Source organism: Bacillus sp. FSL K6-3431 (genome assembly GCF_038002605.1).
Classification (GTDB): domain Bacteria; phylum Bacillota; class Bacilli; order Bacillales; family Bacillaceae_C; genus Lederbergia.
Genome location: NZ_JBBOCT010000001.1, coordinates 1,941,019 through 1,966,072, shown reverse-complemented (window position 1 = coordinate 1,966,072; position 25,054 = coordinate 1,941,019). Strand labels below are relative to the sequence as shown.

Below are 25,054 nucleotides of genomic sequence, written 5' to 3'. Positions count from 1 at the left end.
ACTTACAATATGCAAAGTAAATAAAAATGTTAGTTGTTTTGACAAAGGTAAATTGAAAACTCTGCCGAATAATAAAGTATACTGTATAGTAGATAAGCCTCCTGTTTGCAGGGGAAAAAAAAGGGGAGTTGGTGAGGAAATGTCTGTTACGTTATATACTTATCCTCCATGCAGTACTTGTCGTAAAGCAAGAAAGTGGCTGCAGGATAATAATGTTGAATTTACCGAAATACATATTGTAGAAAGTACTCCATCGAGCAATGAAATAAAGCAGCTACATGAAAATAGCGGTCTTGAATTAAAGCAATTTTTTAATACAAGTGGGAAAAAGTACCGCGAGCTCGAGTTAAAAGATAAATTACCGAATGCAACAGAGGAAGAGCTTTACGAAATACTGGCTTCTGATGGCATGCTTATAAAGCGTCCTATTGTCACAGACGGAAAAAAAGTAACAGTAGGTTTTAAAGAATCGGATTTTTCGGGAGCATGGACGAATTAAATCTTCGGTTTAAAATGCTTTTCTTGATTTAGTGAAAATCTTTATGTACATTAACTATAGAAGATATTATGGAGGGGTTATGGAATGAATTTGCCAAAAGAACTTCGCTATTCTGATGAACATGAATGGATTAAAACAGAAGGCGAGAATATGCGTATCGGTATCACTGACTTCGCTCAATCCGAGCTGGGAGATATTGTATTTGTTGAACTTCCGGAGGTAGGTGATGTAGTTACAGCTGATGAGCCATTCGGAAGCGTAGAGTCTGTTAAAACTGTTTCTGAATTATATTCACCACTAAGCGGAAAAGTAATTGAGGTTAATGAAGAGTTGGAAGATAATCCGGAATACGTAAACGAGTCTCCGTATGAAAAAGCATGGATGATCGTAGTAGAGCCTTCCGACCATAGTGAGTTGGACAATCTGATGTCTGCTGAACAATATGCAGACATGACGAATGAAGAATAATAAAGACTTGCATCTTAGCAATAGCTGAGATGCATTTTTTCACTCCCATAAGCTTTATACAGCTGTAGAAATTGGATGTGTTAGTCGAGGTTCCTTCTGTGAAAATTTGATTAACCGGAGTTGAAGCAATGAAAACAGCCCCGAATAAAGTCATTATTGTTGAAGGTTTGTCTGATAAAAAAAGGGTTGCAAGGATTGTCAAAGAACCTGTAGACATCATTTGTACAAATGGAACAATTAGTTTTTCAAAACTTGACGAGTTAGTTGAAGTTTTGGATGATAAAGAAGTATATATTTTAGTTGACGCCGATAAATCGGGTGAAAAGCTCAGAAAAGTATTAAAACGTGAATTTCCAATGGCACATCATCTATATATTGATCGGACATATAAAGAAGTAGCAACGGCGCCCTATCAGTATTTAGCAACAATGCTATTGAGGGCAAATATGGATGTTGACGCGAAATATTTATAAATTTAAGTTCAAAATGAGGATAAAAAGGGCCAATGCCGACTAAGACCGCTACGTCCTGTGCAGTGTCGGCAATAGGACGTCCTGTCCGTCGAAGTTCTAGGAAGAGCAGCTTTCGAGCACCACAGCACTTGCACAGGATGTGTTGTCTTCTGTGTCGTTCACAGGAACGTGAGCGATTTTAGGTAGAAGATTTCTTCTTATACGAACGGAGAAGCATGCTGACAACGAAATTCGACTGCCATTTTTACCGGACTCTTTGAACAACTTCTATAAAGGGATGAACTAGTTATTATGATAGAATGGTCTAATGAAGATATAAAGGAAGTTTTGGAAAAGGAAGGGACAGCTGTTCTTTATTTCTACACTCCGCTTTGTGGCACCTGTCAGGTTGCTGGAAAAATGATTAGCATAGTCGAACATATGATAGAAGGTATTCCATTTGGAAAAACTGATCTAAATTATTATCCTGATATGGCTGCGCTTTTTTCTATTGAAAGTGTTCCCTGCATGTTAATTGTAAAAGATGGGCAAGTAGATGAAAAGATTTATGCGTGTAAATCAGTACCTTATTTACACGATTTAGTTAAGCGATATGTATAAATGCTTAATAGGATTCTGAGGATTTTGTCGAAAAAACTATAATTATGTCATTGACGATTGTAAGTCTGCATGTTAAAATCACAATAATAGATAACTTGATCATAAAATTTAATAAAGTTTTGCTCTTATCCAGAGAGGTGGAGGGAATGTGCCCTTTGAAGCCCGGCAACCGTCACAATAGTGAAATGGTGCCAAATCACACAAAGCTTAATGCTTTGGGAGATGAGAGGAAGGTTTGTTTATTTCGATGCCTTTCTGCTCATTTATGCAGAGGGGCATTTTTATTTATAAAGAATAAGCAGATTAATTCTTAGATATTACAGCACATATAAAACAATTAATTATGGGGAGATCATCAAAATGAGCGAATATCATGAGCAAAAAGTTGATGCAGATGTAGCAGTAATTGGATTAGGGTCCATGGGGAGTTTTGCATTCTGGCAGCTTGCACGGATGGGAGTTAATGTTGTAGGGTTTGATCGATATAGACCAGGACATGATAAAGGCGCTGGACATGGTGAAACGAGAATTTTTCGTACAGCATATGGTGAAGGTGTTGCATATGTTCCACTACTCCAAGCAGCTAGGGATCTTTGGCGCGAATTGGAGAACGAAACCGGTGTTGAACTTTATGTAGAAACCGGTGGAACGATGTTCGGACCAAAAGAAGACGATTTTATGACTACTGTGCAAGAAAGTGTCCAACAGTATAATCTTCCTCATAAAATATATGATGCTTCTGAGGCCAGCAAAGTATATCCACAAATTAATTTTCAAGAAAATCAAATTGCCGTTTATGAGGAATTAGCTGGTTTTTTAAAACCCGAGCTTGCAATTGAAACAGCGGTAAATCGGGGCGAAGAATTAGGGGGAACTGTTTATACAGATAGTCCAGTAACGACAATTATACCGGATAAAAATGGTGTCTCTATTTCATATGGAGATAAACAAATTAGGGTAAAAAAAGTAATTGTTGCTTCTGGTGGATGGACATCCAAGCTTCTCCCACAGCTAAAATTACCTGTTTCACTCGAACGCCAAGTTTTAGTATGGTACAATGCTAGAAATCCTGAGCAGTTCACACCAGAGAAATTCCCTATCTTTTCTAGGGTAAGCAAAGGTCGAGGTTTCTATGGGTTCCCATCAATTGATGGGAAAACGGTAAAGGTTGCATTTCATCATGGTGGAGCGATATTCGACGACCCTAATGAAGTAGATAGGGAGATTCATGATGCAGATTTGTTACCCCTTACTGTAAAGGTAAGGAAGTACTTGCCAGATCTCATTCCAGAACCTGTAAAAGCTAAGACATGTTTCTATACAAATACGCCTGATGAACATTTTGTTCTTGGTGCAGCACCAGGTTTGCAAAATGTAACACTGCTTGGACCAATGGCTGGGCATGGATTTAAATTTGCACCGATCATGGGGAAGATTGCAGCAGAGCTATCAACGGATACAACGCCGGACATAGACATAAGCATGTTTGATCCAAGTCGTTTTGATAAGTGAATTTACAGTAAGCTACAACATCGGAGGATCAGGTGGGGATTCTACCCCACCTGATTGGTAGGTCTCACCTACGCTTCGCTTAGGGATAGGATTCCTAAACTACTCTAAAGAAAGATCAAAATAAAATAATATAAAAAAAGAGGGAAAATAATGAAATCGAGCAAAAATGTAAGAAATATATTTACGATCATTTTATTAGGAGTTATTTTAGTATTAGCTGCATGTGGATCGAAAAGTAAATCAGATAGTGATGTCATTAAAGTTGGAGTAGGTTCAGCAGAAATTCCAACTTGGAATCTAGTGAAAGAACTTGCGAAAGAAGAAGGAATTGAAATCGAAGTTGTAAAATTTGATGATTATGTTCAGCCTAATCTTGCATTAGCTGATGGTGAAATTGATATTAACGCGTTTCAAACGGTTGTATATTTTGATAGCTTTAAAGAAGATCGGAAACTTGATTTATCAGCGATTGGAACGACTTCCATTTGGCCAATGGGGATGTATTCGAAAGAAATTACTGACGTGAGTGATTTGAAAGACGGGGACCAGGTTATTTTACCTAAAGACCCTACCAACTTAGGCAGAGCGTTATTACTTTTAGAAAAAGCAGAAGTAATTACATTAAAAGACGGATTTGATGGTACTGGCGGCACGGAAAATATTGTAGATAACCCTAAAAACCTTAAAATCACTCCTGTAGATGCAGGCCAAGCGGCACGTGGTCTTGATGATGCAGCAGTTGCGGTTATTAACTCGGATATGGCGATCAAGTCAGGCTTAAATCCTACGCATGATTCAATATTTAGGGAAGATGCAAGTAATAAATCATACGTGAACATTATTGCTGCACAAACAAAGCGAAAAGACGATGAGACATTACAGAAAATAGTGGAAATTTACCACGCGGATAAAGTGAAAGAATTTATTGAGGAAGAATTTAAAGGTGCTGCTGTTCCAGTAAGAGAACCAATTTCTTTCTTAGATCATTATAAACAAACGAAGTAAAAAATACTAACACTTTAGCCTGTTTTCCTTATAAACAGGCTAAAATTATGAGTAAAAGTATTGATATTTCGTCCGGACCTAGTTATAAATAGAGGTAGGCAGTGAAACGTAAACAATTTTAATGAATGACTAAAGGAGATAAAATGATGCTTCAGCTAGATGATGTATATAAAGTCTTTGGAAAAAAGAAAGAAAAGAGAGTTGAAGCATTAAAAGGAATTAATCTCTCTGTTAATAAAGGGGAGATTTTTGGGGTTGTTGGTTTTAGTGGAGCAGGTAAAAGTACATTAATTAGATGTGTGAATTTATTAGAACGCCCAACATCTGGAAAAATTCTTATTAATGGCGTAGATTTACTCACTCTTTCTCCAAAGGAACTACGTGACCAAAGAAAAAAAATCGGTATGATTTTCCAACATTACAATTTGTTACATTCGAAAACAATTTTTCAAAATGTAGCAATGCCACTTATTTTGCAAGGTAAACCTAAAACATTCATAAAAGAAAAAGTAGCGGAGTTACTATCCTTTGTGGGCCTGGAGGATCGGATGTCCCATTATCCTGAACAGCTTTCAGGCGGTCAAAAGCAAAGAGTAGGTATTGCACGGGCGTTAGCGACTGATCCTGATATACTTCTATGTGATGAAGCGACATCTGCGCTTGACCCTAGTACTACGGAGTCCGTTTTAGAGTTGTTACGCAAGGTCAGAACTGAATTTAATATAACTATTCTCATGATTACACATGAAATGAATGTAATTAGGGATATTTGTGATAAAGTCGCTGTCATTGAAGGTGGAAAAATTGTAGAGCAAGGATCAGTGATTGATGTTTTTACTGAACCTAAAACAGAGATTGCAAAAAGTTTCGTTCGCACTGTTTTAAACGATGATATACCTCAATCGATTAAAACAATGATTTTGGAGAACAAGCAGATTAGTACAGATAGAGCTTTTAGAGTTATTTTTAAAGGAAGTTCAACAAGTACACCACTTTTATCAGATACCGCTAAAAACTTTTCAGTTGATCTAAATGTATTTTACGGAATGATCACAGAACTACAAGGAATACCATTTGGAAATTTGCTCATCAATATGAAAGGTGATAGTGAAGAAATTATGCGTGCTGTACAATATATGAAAAATCATGACGCGATTGTAAAGGAGGTAACGGAAGATGCATTTTGATCCATGGTTCTGGCCCGAGTTCTTTACTGCATTGAATGAAACATTCTATATGGTTGCTGTGGGACTAATCATCTCCATTATAATCGGCTTGCCAGTCGGTATCATACTTGTTGTAACAAGAGAAGGCGGACTTTTAGAAAATAAAGCTTTATTTAATATTCTAAATATCATTATTAATATTTTTCGATCTATTCCTTTTATTATTCTCATCGTTGCGATTATTCCATTTACACGGCTTGTTGCTGGGACATCGATTGGCACTACTGCCGCAATTGTTCCGCTCGTTTTATACACAGCCTTTTATATTGCCCGATTAATTGAGAACTCCCTGTTAGAAGTTGATACAGGTACAATTGAATTGGCACAAGCAATGGGAGCTACACCGTGGCAAACCATTTGGAGGTTTTTACTTCCGGAAGCATTAAGCTCCATTATATTAGCATTAACGATTGCTACTATTGGGCTTATCGGTGCTTCAGCCATGGCGGGTACGGTTGGGGGCGGAGGAATAGGTGATCTAGCTATCACTTATGGTTATAACCAATTTAAGACAGAAATTATGATTGTTACAGTCATTACATTGATTATCATGGTTCAATTGGTCCAATCGATCGGCAATCTTATTGCTAAAAAAATTAGAAGAAATTAATTAATTGATTTTCCGAGATTAATCATAGGTCAAAATGTCCGGATTTTAAAATGGTTGATTTCACCTATATGCAGCTACTAACTCATTGATGGCGGTCGTTACCAGAACAAATTGCACATAATATTGATGAATTTCCATTTTATAAAAATGTTTGTTTAGTATATAATATGATATGAAAAATATAAATTGCTTCACAAACTGGGACTGCTGGTCTCCAAAAATGAAAGGATTGGTTTTTTATTAATACCCTGCAATTGCAGTACACAAGTGGAATGGAAAAAGCTATGCACGGTGCGCATGGTCTAGGTTATGAAACTTACAAGCAAGAGCATGGATTGAGAATGAAAGTTGAACAAAGGCGCGATGAAGAGCATCAAGAATGTCAGAGGCTTGTGTCTAGCATTGAAAAAAAGCTTCATACTTGATCACCCATTAATATATATTTATGAGCAAAAGACCGGAGTGAATTACTCTTGGTCTTTTGTTCTTCTATAAAGTGTTTGTTCAAAAATGCAAATGCACCCGTTTATGATTTGGTAATTTATCGAAACATCTTTTATAAAGAAAATGGAAATAAGGTATATCTTGTTCCCACTCATTCCTAGTTGATAATAATTTTAATATGGTATAAGATAATAATGAGAATAAATTGAGAATGAACTCATCAAAATAAGAAAATGACTTTCTATATAACGGAGGTATGATCATGGCTTCAACATTAACTATCAAAGATCTGCATGTGGAGATCGAAGGAAAAGAGATATTAAAAGGTGTAAACCTTGAAATAAAAGGTGGAGAAATTCACGCAGTAATGGGACCAAACGGAACGGGTAAATCTACTTTGTCCGCTGCAATTATGGGACATCCTAATTATGAGGTAACACAAGGTTCAATTATGCTCGACGGTGAAGACGTACTGGAAATGGCCGTTGATGAGCGTGCACGCGCAGGTCTATTTCTTGCTATGCAGTATCCAAGTGAAATTACCGGCGTAACAAATGCCGAGTTCTTGCGTTCGTCTATCAATGCACGACGTGATAAAGGAAAAGAAATTTCCTTAATGAAATTTATCCGTGAGATGGATAATAAAATGGAATTACTGGAAATGGACCCGGATATGGCTCAACGTTATTTAAATGAAGGATTCTCAGGTGGGGAAAAGAAACGTAACGAGATTTTACAGCTTCTTTTACTTGAACCTAAAATTGCAATCCTTGACGAAATTGACTCAGGTCTTGATATTGACGCATTGAAAGTCGTATCTAAAGGTATTAATGAAATGCGTTCAAGTGATTTCGGTTGCTTGATCATTACCCACTATCAACGCCTACTTAATTACATCACTCCTGACCAAGTACATGTCATGATGCAAGGACGTGTTGTTAAATCCGGTGGTCCGGAATTGGCGCAACGTCTAGAAGCTGAAGGATATGATTGGATCAAAACGGAACTTGGCATTGAAGATGAAACAGTCGGCCAAGAAGCATAAGAGTTAGGAGGATGGAAATGACAATTGATACGAAAATAACAATAGATCAGGAGTACGTCCGCGCTTTTTCATCAGAAAAAGGCGAGCCTAGCTGGCTTACAGAGCTTAGAGTACAAGCTCTAGCTAAAATGGATGAACTATCTATGCCCAAACCAGATAAAACCAGAATTGCAAATTGGAATTTTACAGAATTTACGAAGCATCAAGCACAAGGATCTGTATTCCAATCACTTGCTGATTTACCAGAAGCGGCAAAAGCTGCTGTTAATATAGATGAGACAAATCAAAACTTATTTATCCAACATAATCAAACTACTGCATACTTATCACTAAATGACGAATTAAAGCAGCAAGGTGTTATTTATACAGATATCAACACAGCAGCTAAAGAGCATGGTGAATTAGTGCAAAAATACTTCATGACTGATGCAGTAAAAGTCGATGAACATAAACTTACTGCTTATCATGCAGCATTAATGAACGGCGGTGTATTCCTATATATTCCGAAAAACGTTGAGGTAAAAGAGCCGATTCAAGCGGTTTATATTTTGGATGACAAAGATGCAGCAACATTCAATCATGTGATTATTGTAGCTGATGATAATAGCTCGGTTACTTTTGTAGAAAACTATATTTCCACAGAAGAAGAAGTAAATGGTGTTGTTAATATCATTTCTGAAGTGATTGCAAAGAATAACGCAAAAATCACGTATGGTGCAGTTGATACACTTGCAAAAGGATCAACAGTTTATGTAAATCGCCGTGGTGTCACTGGTCGCGATGCTCGGGTTGATTGGGCACTTGGTATGATGAATGACGGAAATACAATTTTTGAAAATGTAACAAACCTGATTGGTGATGGTTCTAACAGTGATGCAAAAACAGTTGTTGTTGGCACGGGGAAGCAGACGCAAAACTTTACGACAAGCATTGTTCATTATGGGAAAAATACAGAAGGTTTCATTCTTAAGCATGGCGTGATGAAGGATCAAGCCTCTTCCATCTTTAATGGAATTGGTAAGATTGAAAAAGGTGCATCAGGAGCAAATGCTGAACAGGAATCGAGAGTATTAATGCTTAGTGAAAAAGCACGTGGAGATGCGAATCCGATTCTTCTAATTGATGAAGACGATGTAATGGCAGGTCATGCTGCATCTGTTGGCCGTGTAGATCCGCTACAACTCTACTACTTGATGAGTCGAGGCGTTACACAGTTAGAAGCAGAACGTCTAGTTATCCATGGCTTCCTTGCGCCTGTTGTAGACAAATTACCAATTGAAGCAGTAAGACGCCAACTAGTCGATGTCATCGAAAGGAAAGTGCGATAATGAATGTAGCTGAGGTCCGTAAACTATTTCCTATTCTTGACCAGGAAGTAAACGGACATCCGCTTGTTTATCTGGACAGCGCAGCGACCTCTCAAAAGCCTGTACAGGTAATCGAAGCAATCGATGCATATTATAGAGAATATAACTCTAATGTGCATAGAGGTGTCCATACACTTGGTACAAGAGCTACTGATAAGTATGAAGGTGCGCGTGAAAAAGTCCGAAAGTTTATTAACGCAGCTTTCATTGAAGAAATTATCTTTACACGTGGTACAACGACAGCTTTAAATACGGTGGCTGCGAGCTACGGCAGAGCTAACCTTAGCGAAGGTGATGAAATTGTCATCTCTTATATGGAACATCATAGTAATATTATTCCTTGGCAACAACTTGCTAGACAAACAGGGGCAATTCTAAAATATTTGCCTCTTAAAGCTGATGGAACAATTGCACTTGAAGATGCCCGAGCTATAATTACTACTAATACAAAAATAGTTTCGATCATGCAGGTTTCCAATGTGCTTGGTGTCATTAATCCGATTAAAGAAATAGCTGCCATTGCCCATGAACATGGAGCTGTGATGGTTGTTGACGGTGCTCAAAGTGCTCCTCATATGAATGTTGATGTGCGTGATCTTGATTGTGATTTCTTTGCTTTTTCCGGCCATAAAATGTGTGGTCCAACAGGAATTGGCGTCCTTTATGGAAAGAAAGCACTTCTTGAAAACATGGAGCCAATCGAGTTTGGCGGAGAAATGATTGATTTTGTTGGATTGCAAGAATCAACATGGAAAGAACTTCCGTGGAAATTTGAAGCTGGTACGCCGATTATTGCCGGTGCAATTGGCCTCGGTGCAGCTATCGACTTTTTAACTGATATTGGTCCAGAACATATTTTAGAACATGAACACAAGCTTGCTGCTTATGCGCTAGAAAAGATGTCTGCCGTTGACGGAATGACTATTTATGGTCCGCAATCTGCCGAACAGCGTGCAGGTGTTATCACATTTAATATAGAAGAAGTCCATCCTCATGATTTAGCGACAGTGCTTGATACAGAAGGAATTGCTGTAAGAGCTGGTCACCATTGTGCACAACCACTGATGAAATGGTTGGATGTTTCTGCAACAGCTAGGGCAAGCTTTTATTTATATAACACGGAACAAGACATTGACAGGCTTGTAGCTGGGCTTGTTAAAACAAAGGAGTATTTCACGAATGTCTTTTAATAACCTTGATAACCTCTACCGACAAGTAATCATGGATCATTATAAAAACCCGCGAAACAAAGGCAGCTTAGAAGACGGCAGCTTGATAGTCGATATGAATAACCCGACATGTGGAGATCGGATCCATCTGACAATGAAGGTCGAGGACGGAAAAGTGACGGATGCAAAATTTGACGGCGAAGGATGCTCGATATCTATGGCATCGGCATCAATGATGACACAAACAATCATTGGCCAGGATGTGGAATCAGCTAATAAGCTTTCGCAAATTTTCTCTCATATGATCCAGGGAAAAGACTATGCTGAAGATATTGACTTAGGTGATATCGAAGCACTTCAAGGCGTTTCGAAATTTCCAGCTCGCATTAAATGCGCAACACTTGCATGGAAAGCGATGGAAAAGGGTTTGAATGAACAATAATATGTGAATGGAGGAATGACATATGGCTAAAAAAGCACCTCAAATTGGGGATTACAAATACGGTTTTAGTGATAAAGACGTTTCCGTGTTCCGTTCAGAGCGCGGATTGACACGCGAAATTGTTGAAGAAATTTCAAAAATCAAAGATGAGCCTCAATGGATGCTCGATTTCCGGCTTAAATCACTTGAGCAATTTTATAAAATGCCAATGCCACAATGGGGTGGAGATTTAAATTCACTCAATTTTGATGAAATTAGATACTATGTAAAACCATCCGAACAAACAGAAAGAAGTTGGGATGAAGTACCTGAAGAAATCAAGCAAACATTTGATAAATTAGGAATTCCAGAAGCAGAGCAAAAATACCTTGCAGGTGTTTCTGCGCAGTATGAATCAGAAGTTGTTTACCACAACATGAAAGAAGATCTTGAGAACATGGGAATTGTTTTTAAGGACACAGATTCAGCGCTTAAAGAAAATGAAGATATTTTCCGTGAACACTGGGCGACAGTTATACCGCCTTCTGATAATAAATTTTCAGCACTAAACTCTGCAGTTTGGTCAGGTGGATCATTCATTTACGTGCCACCCGGCATAAAGGTAGATACGCCATTACAAGCATATTTCCGGATCAACTCTGAAAATATGGGACAGTTTGAGCGTACGTTGATCATTGTTGATGAAGGGGCATCTGTTCACTACGTTGAAGGGTGTACTGCGCCGGTTTATACAACAAACTCATTGCATAGTGCCGTTGTTGAAATCATTATCAAAAAGGATGCATATTGCCGTTATACAACGATTCAGAACTGGGCAAACAACGTATACAATCTCGTTACAAAACGTGCAGTTTGTGAAGAACGCGCGACAATGGAATGGATTGACGGTAACATCGGTTCTAAATTAACGATGAAATACCCAGCTGTTTTGCTAAAAGGTGAAGGAGCACGCGGCATGACATTGTCGATTGCTTTAGCTGGAAAAGGCCAGCATCAAGATGCAGGAGCAAAAATGATGCACTTGGCGCCGAATACATCTTCTACAATCGTTTCAAAATCAATGTCACAGCATGGTGGAAAAGTGACATATCGCGGAATCGTTCACTTTGGACGTAAAGCGCATGGTGCTCGTTCTAATATTGAATGTGACACGATGATCCTAGATGATAAATCAACATCAGATACAATTCCATACAATGAAATATTGAATGACAATATTTCACTTGAGCATGAAGCAAAAGTATCTAAAGTTTCCGAAGAACAGCTCTTCTACCTAATGAGCCGTGGAATCCCTGAGTTAGAAGCGATTGAAATGATCGTTATGGGCTTCATCGAGCCATTTACAAAAGAACTACCAATGGAATATGCCGTAGAAATGAACCGTCTTATTAAATTCGAAATGGAAGGTTCTATCGGTTAATATCACATCTAAACCCGTCCGGCGATAATTGCCTGACGGGTTTTTGTTTGTAACAAGCGCTAGTTGAAGAGCCTCATGGGGTTTATCAAACCTCCATGGTGGCAGTAGAATATCATTATGGCCTATAGAAATAAATAGAAGTGCTTATTCATGGAAATAAATACTAATATTTACAATGACACGTATTCCATTGTTTAAACTGAAAACCTAATATAAGTACTTAAAAGTAGGTGAATAACATGATTTATATTGGCGTAACCGGTTGGGGAGATCATGAATCGCTCTATGGAAATCGAACTGTCACTCGTGATAAACTACAAGAATACGGGGCTCATTTTCCTACAGTTGAAGTAGATACTTCCTTCTATGCCATTCAACCTGAAAAAAATGTAATAAAGTGGATTAAAGACACTCCGCCGGAATTTCACTTTGTCGTAAAGGCCTATCAAGGAATGACAGGACACCAGCGGAGTGAGATTCCTTATTCTACAAAGGAAGAAATGTTTTCAGCATTTAATCAATCGTTAGATCCATATATAAAGAGCGGAAAGTTAGCAATGGTGCTGTTCCAATTTCCTCCGTGGTTCGATTGTACAAAGGAAAATGTGAGCTATTTACGTTATTGTCGAGAGAAGATGGGCGATATTCCGCTTGCATTAGAATTTCGTAACCAGACATGGTTTTATCCCCGTTACAAATCAAGTACATTAAGATTTATGGAGGAAGAGAACTGGATTCATAGTATTTGTGACGAACCACAGGCTGGGATAGGTTCAGTTCCAACGGTATTAACTCCTACAAATAAAACAAAAACGCTTGTCCGCATGCACGGCCGCAATATAGCGGCATGGATGAAGCCTAACGGAAAAAATTGGCGTGAAGTTCGCTATTTATATCGGTATAATAAGGTGGAGCTCCTTGAATGGAAAGAGAACTTGCTTAAAATCCAAAAAGAAACAGAAGATATTTTTGTTATGTTCAATAATAACTCTGGCGGAGATGCAGCGAATAATGCAAAACAACTAATTGATTTACTGGGTATAGAGTACGATGGCCTTGCTGCAAAACAGCTCAATTTATTTTAGATGCATCCGAGCAAAATAAAGTAGGGTATTTATTCAGTCTTAGTAAAAAACTGTACAGTTAATTAGAATTGTTGATACCGATAGGAAGTGTATAAATGAAAGAGAAGGAAGTAATTCATATATACCATACAAATGATCTTCATAGCCATTTTGAAAACTGGCCAAGAATAGCTGACTATTTAAAAGAGCGAAAAGCTCATCATGAAGCAATGGGGGAAGATGTTTTCATTTTTGACATTGGAGATTTTGCTGATCGGTGGCATCCGTTTACAGAAGCGACTATGGGAAAAGGTAATGTGGGGTTGTTGAATGATGTAGGATATACAGCTGTAACGATTGGTAATAATGAAGGAATCACGTTGCCACACAATGCTTTAGATGAATTATACAATGCTTCGAACTTTGATGTAATTGTAGCAAATTTATATTATCTGAATAGGGAGAGGCCAGACTGGGTTTTACCCTATCAAATATATGAAACAAAACAAGGTACAAGAATTGGTGTCACAGCAATAACCGCTTATTATCGGAAATTATATGAGCAGCTTGGCTGGGATCTATCAGAACCATTGACGGAATTAGATATTCAATTGAACAAATTGAAAGAGAAGACGGATATCATTATTTTATTATCACATTTGGGCATTTATGATGACGAGAAAATAGCAGAACTTCATCCAAACATCGATTTAATATTAGGCGGGCATACACATCATATTTTACATATGGGGAAACAAATAAATCGCACGACACTTGCTGCAGCTGGAAAATATGGGCAATATGTAGGCTATGTTAAGGTGGAGGAAAAACAAAGGACAAACGTAAAAGTGAAAGCAAGTCTCATTAAAACATCCAACCTGCCACCATCTAATAATGAAGAAAATAAAATACAATCATACGCTCAGATCGGTAAAGAACAATTAAATACAGAAGTTGCTGTAATTCCTGAAACATTGGCTTTTGATTGGACAATTCCATCGCCAACTCCGCAGATTTTATGTGAAGCGATACACGAGTGGTGTAATGCTGATTGTACGCTCATCAACTCAGGACTTGTTTTAGCGCCCTTAAAAAAAGGGGAAATAACAAAATATGACCTACACCAAATGCTTCCACATCCGATCAATCCGTGTACCGTTGAACTGACAGGTGCGGAGCTTAAAGAAATTCTATTGCATGCAGAGAGTGATCATTGGCCATCGTTAGAAGTAAAAGGTCTTGGTTTTCGTGGAAGTGTAATGGGTAAATTTATTTATTATGGAATTGAAATAAATCGTAGCAAGCTTGAAGTGGAAATTGCGGGAAAACCACTGGATCCTGAAAGGATTTATAAGCTTGGTACAATTGATATGTTTACATTTGGAAAGTTTTTTCCAGAAATGCAACGTTCGGAAATGAAGCAATATTATATGCCAGAGTTCCTTCGTGATGTAATGGAATGGAAATTGAAAAAACTTTATGGATCATAATCAGTAAACTATTGATTCCAATATTCATACATATGAATATTGGAAGGAGTGAATAAGATGGTTTCAGTTGTTCCGATTAACATCGGTGGGTTCACCTTTATTGCCACTTCAGTAAGCTTGCCAAAGACGACATTGCTTACTGTATCTAATGATAATGGATATATAATGTGTGGTGCATTAGATGTGGGATTGCTTAATCGTTTACTTGCGGATCGTGAGATTATCGCGGGAAGAGCATTGGGAGTTAGGACGATAGATCAGTTATTGGAAGCACCTTTGGAATCAGTTACAAAGGCAGCTGAAAAGTTGGGGATTAAGGTTGGTATGAAAGGAAAAGATGCATTGCTTAAAATGGTAAATTAAATGAACATTATGTACTTTAATCGTGGAAACAGTAATAAGTCTAGATAGATGTTTCACTTTGTAGCGCTAAATCCCCTCTTATCAGCATATATTAGCTGTTAAGGGGGGATTTTATTGGCAGTATTTCGCGCTCGAAGGACACGGCGCGGGCCTTTGCCGTTCCGTTATGTCTTATTGCTATCATTGGTATTTTTTATATTCTCTACGGCCGCAGGGCTGTGGATCGTAAATAAAGGTATTAAGCCGACATTGGTCAGGTATGCCGAATCACAGACGAGAAAAATCGCGCCAATGGTGATCAATAATGCTGTAAAGGAAGTTGTCCCAAATGTGAAGGATATAAAAGAAGTAACGGAAACAGTACCGAATGGTGCGGGAGGAACATCGACGAATTTTGATACTGTTATTATCTCACGGATTAAGTCAGATATCGAAACCCTTGTGCAAGCTAACTTAAAGGAAGCGGAAAGGGGAAATCTACAAGCGTTGGAAGCTGAAGCGAATATAGAAATAGACATGGATAAAACTGCCGAAGATGATGGGATTGTATATTCCGTTCCACTTGGGCAAGCAACGAATAATGTGTTACTTGGAAATCTGGGACCACGAATTCCAATCAAATTTACGGCGATCGGAGATGTACAAACGAATATAGATTATGATATGGAACCGTATGGAATTAATAGTGCTTTTATTGTAGTATCTATACAAATCGTGGTACATGTGCAAATTATTATTCCTTTTGAATCAACAATGACGAAGGTGACGCAAAGTATTCCAATCGCAATTGGAGTCTTGGAAGGAGCGGTTCCACAATTTTATAATGGAAGTGGTAATACTGGACCATCCATCCAAATGCCAACTAAACCGGAGTAAATTGCTAGTATGCTGGAAAAATGTTATATTAGAATTATAAATGAATCAAACCTTATCAAATCGGATGGGGTAGAGGTGCAAAATAAATCAGTAAGCTGCGTGAGGATGACAACTATGATCATAGCTGAAAGGTTCTTTTGCCGAAGCGAGAATGTATGTCAATACGTGATCGTTGGTGTTGCTCTAAATAAGAGTACCACTCTCATTATTTGATTTTGTTAAACGAATCAAAATGGGGAGCTACAGATCACGATGGAGTACCTGTACATTACAAGAGTAATGGTAGATCTCTATCATTGCTCTTTTTGTGTGTTTAAATCTGTCTGCGGCTCCTCTAAACAATAGGAGGAAAAATGGAGAATTCAATTTTTTCATTACTTCCGCCACTTTTGGCGATTGTAATGGTCATCATAACAAAAAGAGTTTTACTCTCCCTAGGAACAGGGATTATAACATCAGCCTTGCTTTTGGAAAAGGGAAGTCCTATTAGTGCTGTATCCACATTATGGAAAACAATTAAAGGGATTTTTATTGAAAATGGTAGTTTGAACACATGGAATATTTATATTGTTTTATTTTTATTTATTTTAGGAGCAATTACAACGCTTATTAATATTGCAGGTGGAAGCCGAGCTTTTGGAGAATGGGCGATGACAAAGGTAAAAAGTAGGGCTGGAGCACAAGTATTAGCTGCAGTGTTTGGGATTATCATTTTTATCGATGATTATTTTAATGCTTTAGCAGTTGGTCAGGTTGCGCGTCCAATAACGGATCGTCATCGTGTATCACGAGCAAAGCTTGCTTATATTATTGACTCAACTTCCGCGCCAGTCTGTGTTGTAGCACCTATTTCAAGCTGGGGCGCGTTTATTATTGGGATTATTGGTACTGTGTTTGTTACCCACAACATTACCGACATTTCACCATTGTCTGCCTTTCTTCAAATGATTCCAATGAATTTATACGTATGGACAGCATTAGCACTTGTTTTTATTATCGCGATTCGAAATATTGATTTTGGCAGCATGAAGGTACATGAGGAACGGACAATAGCCACAGGTACCCCATACGACCCAGACAAAGCGATTCCAGGTGAAGTGAAAGAAAACCTGCCTGTCAGTGAAAAGGGAGCAGTGGGGGATTTACTGTGGCCGATTGCGGCACTTTTTATTGGAACGGTTGGCGCTATCATTTGGAGCGGGTTAAAAGAAACAGAAGGTAAAGCATCTATTATGGATATATTCGCTAATGCCGATGTCTCTGCGGCGCTTTTATATGGTGGGTTATTCGGTTTAGTTGTAACTATCGCTTTATTTTTCCGTCAACAAATAAAACATAAATCTTTGGAATCAAAATATATTGTTACTGGTTTAAAGGTAGGTGTCCAATCAATGGTGCCTGCTGTGCTTATTTTACTTTTCGCATGGGCAATTAGTTCCCTCATTGATGAGTTAGGGACAGGTATATATTTGGCTAGCCTTGTTGAAAAATCTCAATTAAATCCAATATTTCTACCAGTAGTTTTATTTTTCGGTGCAGGATTAATGGCCTTTTCTACAGGAACATCTTGGGGGGCATTTGGTATTTTATTACCGATTGCAGGACAAATAATTGCTGTCACTGATATATCATTATTATTGCCTGCAATGGCTGCTGTGCTAGCCGGTTCTGTGTTTGGCGACCATTGTTCACCAATATCAGATACAACGATTCTTTCTTCGACAGGTGCAGGTTGTAATCATATGGATCATGTACTTACACAACTTCCATATGCCGTAACTGCTGCAGTGATTTCGGGGATTGGCTATGTAGTACTGGGAATGTCGGGCAGCACTGTATTTGGTCTGCTAACAATCATACTGCTGTTAGTAATTTTTACAGCAGTGATGGAAAAAAATAAAAAGAAACAACTTGAAATGTAAAGTGAAATGTCAACAAAATGATATGTATTGAAAAAAAGGAGGGGTGTCCAAAAAGTCATATAATGGCTTTTTAGGAGCCCCTCTTTATCCTCATCACGAAAAAGGCACGACCTGGTCATTGGACGCACTTCGATTGCCCCTCCCTGCAAAAAAGCAGGACTAAGGTAAATCGAACGTCTCCCGATTGCCCTCCCTGCGAAAAAAGCAGGACCAAGGTAAATCGAATGTCTACCGATTGCCCCTCCTAGCGAAAAAAGCAGGACTAAGGTAAATCGAACGCCTCCCGATTGCCCCTCCTAGCGAAAAAAGCAGGACTAAGGTAAATTGAACATCTACCGATTTCCGCTCACTGCGAAAAAGGCACTCCCAAGGTCAATTGAACGCCCCCACTCCAATCAACTTACACTTTTTTTTAATCAGAGCAAGATGAAAAATTAGTAGAAAGCCGTTTTACCGATTTTCATACTTATCGGACAGCTCCTTCTATCTAATTTTTACTACGTTCCCAGTTTTTTAAATGTGGGTAAGGATCAAAAGACCATTCATTGATTCCGTTGTCTTTATACATACCGAAGTGAAGATGTGGCGGGAATTTACCAGATGTGCCTGGTGGACCATAGCCAGAGCTTCCAACGCTTCCGATTACTGTACCAGGCTCTACAGTATCTCCAATGTTTATATCTTTAGCATAACCATTTAAGTGAGCGTAGTAATGGTACGTATTGTTTATATCACGGATGCCGATGCGCCAACCTCCAAATTTATTCCACCCTTTTAATTCAACGACTCCATAAGCAACAGCGTAAACGGGCGTGCCATAACTAGCGAAAATATCCGTGCCTTCATGGATTCTTCGGCCACCCCAGCCTCTTCCAGCTCCCCACGTATTATTATACGAATAATGATGAGATTTCGGGATGGGAAAGGCTTTTTCGATTAAATCGATCCGATTGAATGTCTTAAATAACTTTACATTTGTCATAATCGCGTTGACCGTTTTATCTCGTTGATAATAATCCCATAACGCAATCCGAAATGATTGATCATTCACCCCGTATTGGGAAATATATGTTGCAAGTGTATAAAGTAAATCTTCATCATTATCTTTATTCGCTTTCCCGTCCCCATCTCCGTCCTGTCCTTTGCCGCCAAATAGTCCAATTGAAAGTAAATTTTCGTCTTGTGGATTAGGATTTGTAGGACCTACCCATTGTTCTGGAGTTATATAATAACCAGTAAATCCATCAGGTTTTGGCAAATCATTGCGTACATGGCGAATACTTCGCTCAAATTGATCGATAGCGGCTATATAATACCAAGGAATTTGTGACGTAGCTTCTGTCTTTTTATATAAAGTGATCCTTTTCTCCAATATTTCAGCGTCTGTTAATGATACTGCATTAACTTGCCATGGAAAAAATAAGAACAGGAGTAAAGCTAGCAACAATTTGTGCACAGAAAATTCACCTCTTTTCGGCCACTATATGAAAGGTAACATCGGCGTTGACACATAGGCGGGGGAGTACTATTAGCTACTTGATCCTACGCTTTTTATTTGTCGCCGATGTTCCCAAACCTGTAGCCACTGTCTTATCTGAGTCCTGATTAAGGACGCTTTTGATTTCGATCGAATTGTTGCTGGTAATTAGTTTTTTCTAATTCAGGATTGATCTGATCGGCTGTTTCGCCATTTGCATTTTCACCGTTACCTAATGTTCTTCCTTGAGGAGAACGTTCAAGCATTAATTTTACTGTTTTTCTAACTGTATTGTCTTTATCGCTAATGGTGGATGTCATTGATGCGATATTTCTGACATCTTGTGATAATGCTGGATCATCTGTTACGTATACATGGTACCAGCGTGGAACTACACTTGCTGCCGTTTTTTTTACTTGGTCTGCTGTTTCAAAACGAATGTCTTTCCCATCGTCATTAATTAGATAGGAAACTAATACTTCTTGATCAGTTACAAGCACATTGACATCTTCGACATTATTTAGTCTAACAGCCATTTTACTTATAGTGTCGGCTGTGTCTTCTCTATCTATTGGCCTTATTCCTATTTTGTTATCAGTATCATTTTGTGTAGAGTTTTTTACTTGGCGAACAAATCCAAATTGATCATTATGATATAATTCATTATGATCTTCTACATCTTTCGTATTTTTAGTAAGATCTCTTTTATCATCAGTTGTGCCACATGCGCTTAATAATGCTACAATCATACACAATATGACAACCCATCTTATTTTCATGGATGGACACCTCCCTCTGTACATAGGGTGCACAAGAAAATTAATTTTCTACTTAGAAAATGTTGGTTGATAGGCTATAATTTATATTAGGAAGAAAGAAAAGAAGTGGGTGAAGGAAAAATGATGGTAATTAATAATCAACAGTATGAATTGGTTAATGAGTTCCGTGACGGATTTAACGAAGAAGCCATTCGTGAAAGATACAGCGATATATTATCGAAATATGATTATATTGTTGGTGACTGGGGATATGGTCAATTACGTTTAAAAGGTTTTTTTTCGGACCAAAATCAAAAAGCTTCATTCGATACAAAAATAGGCACTTTAACAGAATATCTGTATGAGTATTGTAACTTTGGATGTGCTTACTTCGTTATGAAGAAAGTGGAAAAATGATTTTAAAACGAATGAATACTGTAGGCTGGAGATGATCATCTCCAGTCTACACTTCAACTATTTTGATATGGTGGCTCAATTTCTTCGTCTGGATTATCATGTGTAGGATGAGCTCCAGGGAAATTTCTAGGTTTGTTCTCGTGCATAGATTTAAATTCATAGTTGTAAGCACTGTATGACCGTTGTCCTTCTTCCCAAGGAGTAGATTTGTTCTCAACAGGTGTATTTTCACCTTTTGTTGCCCCGTATCCTCCTTCAGGAAATTCTTCAGGAATAATATAATTCCTATCAGTTTCAACATTGGACATATCCGTGTAGTGGATTTCTTTATTTTTATCATGCTTATTCATTTTGGTTAACCACCTTTTAAAGGTAGATTGTCCCTTTATGATGAAAAGCATTCGGAAAATACCTATAAAGCCATATATCATTTTTTTTGGTAAGATAGAAGAGATAGATCCAAATGGAGGTAGGACATATGTATTTTGTTGATCGCGATAAAATTGAGGAAATATTAATTTATATGGAGAAACAGCTTGAGCTCATTAAAAATAATAAAACATGGGATTCAGAATTGGAGAAATTAGCGCTAGAACGTTTAGCTACGACGTTAATTGAGGCTGTACTTGATACTGGAAATGCAATGATAGATGGTTTCATCATGCGTGACCCAGGCAGTTATGAAGATATCGTGGATATTCTTATGGATGAAAAAGTGATAAATGCCGAATTAGAATCTGTTTTGAAGGCAATAATTTCCTACAGGAAGATGCTTGTGCAGCAATATACCAATGTAGAACATCAGGTTTTATTAGATGTTTTGACGACCAAAATGAATATGCTTGAGCAATTCCCAACATGTATCCGTACATATTTAGTGAATGAACTCGGACCAGTTTCTGCATTCAGAAACTGATTAGTTTTTTTTTTGAAATTAGGGGGAACCAAGTGAAAAAGTATAAAGGATATTTAATTGATCTTGATGGGACGATGTATAGAGGATCTGAAGCTATTAAGGGAGCAATCGCTTTTGTTCGTAAGCTTGATGATAATCATATTCCATATTTGTATGTGACAAATAATTCTTCTAAAACAGCTGAACAAGTTGTAGATCATTTAAGTGGCTTTAGTATTGAAGCCACTGCTAGTCATATCATTACTACAGCGATGGCTACTGCGACTTATATCGCGGATACGATCCCAGATCCACGTGTTTTTATGATTGGGGAAGAGGGACTTAAAGAGGCATTACTCGAAAAAAATATAATAATTACTAATGATCAACCAAATGTAGTAGTTGTTGGGATTGACAGGGAAATTAATTATGAGAAATTAACAAAAGCTTGTCTTGCAGTTAGGGAAGGGGCAAAATTTATTTCTACGAATGGAGATATAGCCTTGCCAACAGAAAGAGGGTTAATGCCGGGGAATGGCGCTATCACATCTGTTATTTCTGTATCGACAGAAACTATGCCAACATTCATTGGCAAACCATATTCAATTATTATGGAACAAGCACTTGTGCAATTAGGAATGCGAAAAGAAGAGACCCTGATGGTTGGTGATAATTACGATACCGATATAATGGCGGGAATTGGAATTAGTATGGATACATTACTTGTGCATACGGGAGTAACAATGAAAGAGCATCTAGAAAATAAGGATGTTCAGCCAACGTATACACTTCAGTCATTGGAAGATTGGCATATCTAGAAACAGGCCTAAATGATACTAGGCCTGTTTCTTTGTTGAACGTTGTTCTTTTCTTTATTCAGCACCTTTCATACTATGGGCCAATCTGCTAGAGGCAGCGGCTGCGATAGCGCCAACAATATCGTCAAGGAATGTATGACATTTACCAGTGGAATGATCATTCAGACGCTCCAAAATACCCGGTTTTTGTTTGTCGATAAATCCGTAATTTGTAAATCCGATGGACCCATATACATTGACAATCGAAAATGCAAGAATTTCATCGACCCCATATAAGCCTTCATCGCTCGCAATAATGGATTGTAAAGGTTCTTCAAGTTTTCCGTTCTCAGCCAATATATCTAGTTGAATCCCAGTTAAAATGGCGTTTTGAACTTCTCTTTTCTTAAGTACACGATCAATATTGTATGTGCATTGATCTATTGTTAATCCCGTATGATACTTTTTTTGTAAATACATAACAAGCTCTCCGATATCTTCGATCGTTACTCCTCGTTCTTTCAACAAATGACGTGCTGTTTTTTCTACTTCACTAATAACTCTTTCTTCTTCCATGTTTTTCACCCTTTTCTGAATTGATTGTCTATTTTTAGATTTATTGTTGCTCATGATTAACTCTTTTACTTCATACATATTATTGAGTGGGAGGGATTAAAGTGTCTTTGGAAATTTTGGAAAAATACTATAAGGTGAAACCTGAGTCATCGATTAAAGATGGGCGTTGGACTCGCTATGTTCAGAACGATTCATTATATACTATTGTCCCTGTTACACACATAGAACAGGATACATTAATTGAATTATATGAGATATCAATCCATTTAGCAAAGTATGGAGATATAAAAGTCTCAAGTTTTGTAGCTGAAACTGAAGGGAAATTTATCATTACACATGAAAAGCAAGATTATGTCCTGTTGAAAAATAGGAATTTGGCGTCCAAATCCGGAAAAAATATAGGAAGAATGCTTGCAAAGTTTCATGAGCGTGGAAAGGGTATACAATTTAATATTACATCAATGAGCAGAATGGGAGATTGGAAAGAATATTGGATAAAAAGATTGGATCAGCTAGAAAAGGTATGGCATTCAGTGAAACAGGAAAAGCCAGATGAGGAATTTGGAAAACTTTTTATTGAATCTTTTCCTTATTATCTTGGGCTCTGCGAAAATGCCATTCAATACGTGACTGACACAGAGTTAGATATAACGACACAGTATGCTGAACGAGGAACTGTTTGTCATGAACGCTTCGATGATGATCTATGGTCAGGAACATTTGAAGTTAGAAATCCATTTGATTGGGTATTTGATCATGGAGGAAGAGATATTGCTGAATGGGTCAGAGATTGTTATTTTCGGCATACGAGGTCATTTCAACCAGAAATGCAGAAGTTTTTTCAAGGATATTTGTCGATAGGCCCACTATCTGAGTTATCTTGGCGGCTTATATATGCAAGGCTTTTATTTCCACTTCATTATTTTTCCTGTATCGAGGAATATTACATCGCTGATTCCGAGTGGAAACAAAAGCAACTAGAGGAAAAAATACGTCGCTATATCAGGGATTCAACAGAATATGAATTATTTCTCAAGAACTTTTATGAGATAGCTGGTGCTGATAAAAGGAAATTGCCAATAATTGATTGGCTATAAGAAAAACGAAAGTGCGTGTTAAGCGACGTACAAAAAGTGGATCATCGGTTAAGATCGCCACGTCCTGTGGCAACACCGATGTGACCCACATGTGTGGGCCCCGAGATAAAGGACACGAAGGAAGCGATTCGATGTTGACTTATTGTAGGAAGAATCCTGAAGTTTCCTAGTCGTTAGGCACTGTAGCTAGACAATAAAAAAGCGATCCAAAATTGGATCGCGATTGTAATTCATTAAAATACTTGTTCTACTTCGACAATACCTGGTACTTCTTCAACTAGTGCACGTTCGATTCCCGCTTTTAACGTAATCGTTGAGCTCGGGCAAGTTCCACAAGCTCCTAGTAGGCGCAATTTTACAATTCCGTCATCTACATCCACTAGTTCGCAGTCTCCACCGTCACGAAGCAGGAAGGGGCGCAATTTATCTAATACTACCTGTACTTGATCTGTAATTGTTGCTTCTTCATACATTGATATCGACTCCTTTCCATATAACCATTATAAACAGTATTAAGAAAAAAATCTATAAAACAGTCGCTTGCTTATTAATAAATGCGATAAGGATAGAAGAAATAAAGAAAATTAAAGGAACTGATAATCAATAACTCGACCGGTTTAAAGGTTAGCTATTATGTTAATGATAAATTAATGCATGAAGTCGAGCCAAATAAGGATTTTTTTCTAAACACAACTTTTACAAAGACTTCAAAGGAGCTTAACACAAGGATGATACATTGTATTTGTAAGGTGAAAATATGAGGGGGAGGTGTTTTTGATGTTAAGAAAGTTCTTTATGTTATTCAAGGACAAATCAGAATCTGAAATACCCTTTTTCTATGAAGACCATTCGGAATTAGATGAAGAAGATGAGGATGAAGATGAGGATGAAGATGAGCATGAATTTGAAGACACGTATTACTATCATTAATAGACACACGTTCTCATCAACTGATTTCTTAATTCATATGTTCAATTTTTGAATAACAATGATAGGAATAGGATGGTGTTGGAATGACTATTAAAGTTGGTATGGCTTTTAT

At 37.8% G+C, this 25,054-nt stretch carries 28 protein-coding genes, 1 pseudogene and 2 riboswitches; of the genes and pseudogenes, 24 read left to right on the top strand and 5 right to left on the bottom strand.

The window, feature by feature from the left end; all coding sequences use genetic code 11:
- The first annotated feature begins 139 nt into the window (after positions 1–139).
- The 19 genes from MHB53_RS10200 (at position 140) to MHB53_RS10110 (ending at position 17,995) form a co-directional block, all read left to right on the top strand.
- The gene (locus MHB53_RS10200; protein WP_340917779.1) at positions 140–499 is read left to right on the top strand and encodes an arsenate reductase family protein; all 360 of its coding nucleotides are present in this window, start codon (positions 140–142) and stop codon (positions 497–499) included.
- 84 nt (positions 500–583) lie between these two features.
- A complete protein-coding gene (gene gcvH / locus MHB53_RS10195; protein ID WP_340917777.1) occupies positions 584–967 on the top strand; it encodes a glycine cleavage system protein GcvH in 384 nt (127 codons plus the stop codon).
- 128 nt (positions 968–1,095) lie between these two features.
- The gene (locus MHB53_RS10190) at positions 1,096–1,440 is read left to right on the top strand and encodes a toprim domain-containing protein (protein ID WP_340917775.1); all 345 of its coding nucleotides are present in this window, start codon (positions 1,096–1,098) and stop codon (positions 1,438–1,440) included.
- Positions 1,441–1,731: 291 nt separating this feature from the next.
- Entirely contained in the window at positions 1,732–2,040 is a 309-nt protein-coding gene (locus MHB53_RS10185) for a thioredoxin family protein (RefSeq protein ID WP_340917774.1), read from the top strand.
- 122 nt (positions 2,041–2,162) lie between these two features.
- Positions 2,163–2,269: riboswitch (SAM riboswitch) on the top strand.
- A 131-nt stretch (positions 2,270–2,400) separates the two neighbouring features.
- Positions 2,401–3,552 carry an N-methyl-L-tryptophan oxidase gene (gene solA / locus MHB53_RS10180; protein WP_340917773.1) on the top strand — a complete coding sequence of 384 codons (1,152 nt, stop codon included), beginning with the start codon at positions 2,401–2,403 and terminating at the stop codon, positions 3,550–3,552.
- Between the two features lie 150 nt (positions 3,553–3,702).
- The gene (locus tag MHB53_RS10175; RefSeq protein WP_340917771.1) at positions 3,703–4,557 is read left to right on the top strand and encodes a MetQ/NlpA family ABC transporter substrate-binding protein; all 855 of its coding nucleotides are present in this window, start codon (positions 3,703–3,705) and stop codon (positions 4,555–4,557) included.
- Between the two features lie 146 nt (positions 4,558–4,703).
- On the top strand, positions 4,704–5,744 hold the full coding sequence (locus MHB53_RS10170; protein WP_340917768.1) for a methionine ABC transporter ATP-binding protein: 1,041 nt from the start codon (positions 4,704–4,706) through the stop codon (positions 5,742–5,744).
- Entirely contained in the window at positions 5,734–6,393 is a 660-nt protein-coding gene (locus MHB53_RS10165; protein WP_340917766.1) for a methionine ABC transporter permease, read from the top strand. Before MHB53_RS10170 ends, MHB53_RS10165 begins: the two co-directional genes overlap by 11 nt.
- Positions 6,394–6,665: 272 nt before the next feature.
- Positions 6,666–6,818, top strand: a complete 153-nt coding sequence (locus tag MHB53_RS10160) for a hypothetical protein (protein ID WP_340917765.1) — start codon at positions 6,666–6,668, stop codon at positions 6,816–6,818.
- A gap of 278 nt (positions 6,819–7,096) precedes the next feature.
- Positions 7,097–7,882 (top strand): Fe-S cluster assembly ATPase SufC, encoded by a 786-nt coding sequence (sufC, locus tag MHB53_RS10155; protein WP_340924601.1) that lies wholly within the window; start codon positions 7,097–7,099, stop codon positions 7,880–7,882.
- A gap of 17 nt (positions 7,883–7,899) precedes the next feature.
- Positions 7,900–9,210 carry a Fe-S cluster assembly protein SufD gene (sufD, locus tag MHB53_RS10150; protein WP_340917763.1) on the top strand — a complete coding sequence of 437 codons (1,311 nt, stop codon included), beginning with the start codon at positions 7,900–7,902 and terminating at the stop codon, positions 9,208–9,210.
- Entirely contained in the window at positions 9,210–10,439 is a 1,230-nt protein-coding gene (locus MHB53_RS10145) for a cysteine desulfurase (RefSeq protein ID WP_340917761.1), read from the top strand. Before sufD ends, MHB53_RS10145 begins: the two co-directional genes overlap by 1 nt.
- Positions 10,429–10,860 (top strand): Fe-S cluster assembly sulfur transfer protein SufU, encoded by a 432-nt coding sequence (sufU, locus tag MHB53_RS10140; RefSeq protein WP_340917758.1) that lies wholly within the window; start codon positions 10,429–10,431, stop codon positions 10,858–10,860. The genes MHB53_RS10145 and sufU overlap by 11 nt, the downstream gene beginning before the upstream one ends.
- Before the next feature lie 22 nt (positions 10,861–10,882).
- Entirely contained in the window at positions 10,883–12,280 is a 1,398-nt protein-coding gene (gene sufB / locus MHB53_RS10135) for a Fe-S cluster assembly protein SufB (protein ID WP_340917756.1), read from the top strand.
- A 239-nt stretch (positions 12,281–12,519) separates the two neighbouring features.
- On the top strand, positions 12,520–13,365 hold the full coding sequence (locus tag MHB53_RS10130) for a DUF72 domain-containing protein (RefSeq protein ID WP_340917754.1): 846 nt from the start codon (positions 12,520–12,522) through the stop codon (positions 13,363–13,365).
- Positions 13,366–13,460: 95 nt separating this feature from the next.
- Positions 13,461–14,834: a bifunctional metallophosphatase/5'-nucleotidase gene (locus tag MHB53_RS10125; RefSeq protein WP_340917753.1), complete on the top strand. Its 1,374-nt coding sequence runs from the start codon at positions 13,461–13,463 to the stop codon at positions 14,832–14,834.
- 57 nt (positions 14,835–14,891) lie between these two features.
- Positions 14,892–15,197, top strand: a complete 306-nt coding sequence (locus MHB53_RS10120; RefSeq protein ID WP_340917751.1) for a YunC family protein — start codon at positions 14,892–14,894, stop codon at positions 15,195–15,197.
- Between the two features lie 114 nt (positions 15,198–15,311).
- Positions 15,312–16,073, top strand: a complete 762-nt coding sequence (yunB, locus tag MHB53_RS10115; RefSeq protein WP_340917749.1) for a sporulation protein YunB — start codon at positions 15,312–15,314, stop codon at positions 16,071–16,073.
- 62 nt (positions 16,074–16,135) lie between these two features.
- A riboswitch (Lysine riboswitch) is annotated at positions 16,136–16,324 on the top strand.
- A 102-nt stretch (positions 16,325–16,426) separates the two neighbouring features.
- A complete protein-coding gene (locus tag MHB53_RS10110; protein WP_340917747.1) occupies positions 16,427–17,995 on the top strand; it encodes a Na+/H+ antiporter NhaC family protein in 1,569 nt (522 codons plus the stop codon).
- Between the two features lie 487 nt (positions 17,996–18,482).
- Here the strand turns inward: MHB53_RS10110 and MHB53_RS10105 are convergent, their stop codons facing one another.
- Positions 18,483–19,442, bottom strand: coding sequence for a M23 family metallopeptidase (locus tag MHB53_RS10105; RefSeq protein WP_340924598.1), 960 nt, complete (start codon positions 19,440–19,442; stop codon positions 18,483–18,485).
- Between the two features lie 158 nt (positions 19,443–19,600).
- Positions 19,601–20,251 (bottom strand): YhcN/YlaJ family sporulation lipoprotein, encoded by a 651-nt coding sequence (locus tag MHB53_RS10100; RefSeq protein ID WP_340917745.1) that lies wholly within the window; start codon positions 20,249–20,251, stop codon positions 19,601–19,603.
- A gap of 120 nt (positions 20,252–20,371) precedes the next feature.
- Between MHB53_RS10100 and MHB53_RS10095 the strand changes: the two genes are divergently transcribed.
- Entirely contained in the window at positions 20,372–20,647 is a 276-nt protein-coding gene (locus MHB53_RS10095) for a YutD family protein (protein ID WP_340917742.1), read from the top strand.
- Between the two features lie 53 nt (positions 20,648–20,700).
- Here MHB53_RS10095 and MHB53_RS10090 read toward each other — a convergent pair whose 3' ends face one another.
- Positions 20,701–20,997 (bottom strand): cytosolic protein, encoded by a 297-nt coding sequence (locus MHB53_RS10090; RefSeq protein WP_340917739.1) that lies wholly within the window; start codon positions 20,995–20,997, stop codon positions 20,701–20,703.
- 128 nt (positions 20,998–21,125) lie between these two features.
- Between MHB53_RS10090 and MHB53_RS10085 the strand changes: the two genes are divergently transcribed.
- Positions 21,126–21,563, top strand: coding sequence for a DUF86 domain-containing protein (locus MHB53_RS10085; RefSeq protein WP_340917737.1), 438 nt, complete (start codon positions 21,126–21,128; stop codon positions 21,561–21,563).
- Between the two features lie 32 nt (positions 21,564–21,595).
- Positions 21,596–22,360, top strand: coding sequence for a TIGR01457 family HAD-type hydrolase (locus MHB53_RS10080; RefSeq protein ID WP_340917735.1), 765 nt, complete (start codon positions 21,596–21,598; stop codon positions 22,358–22,360).
- Positions 22,361–22,414: 54 nt separating this feature from the next.
- Here MHB53_RS10080 and MHB53_RS10075 read toward each other — a convergent pair whose 3' ends face one another.
- Positions 22,415–22,915 (bottom strand): phosphatidylglycerophosphatase A family protein, encoded by a 501-nt coding sequence (locus MHB53_RS10075; RefSeq protein ID WP_340917733.1) that lies wholly within the window; start codon positions 22,913–22,915, stop codon positions 22,415–22,417.
- 101 nt (positions 22,916–23,016) lie between these two features.
- Here MHB53_RS10075 and yutH point away from each other — a divergent pair, with 101 nt between their 5' ends.
- Positions 23,017–24,012, top strand: coding sequence for a spore coat putative kinase YutH (gene yutH / locus MHB53_RS10070; RefSeq protein ID WP_340917731.1), 996 nt, complete (start codon positions 23,017–23,019; stop codon positions 24,010–24,012).
- 233 nt (positions 24,013–24,245) lie between these two features.
- Here yutH and MHB53_RS10065 read toward each other — a convergent pair.
- Positions 24,246–24,505 (bottom strand): annotated as a pseudogene (locus MHB53_RS10065) (NifU family protein).
- Positions 24,506–24,789: 284 nt separating this feature from the next.
- Here MHB53_RS10065 and MHB53_RS10060 point away from each other — a divergent pair.
- Entirely contained in the window at positions 24,790–24,942 is a 153-nt protein-coding gene (locus MHB53_RS10060) for a hypothetical protein (RefSeq protein ID WP_340917726.1), read from the top strand.
- Positions 24,943–25,054: the final 112 nt, after the last annotated feature.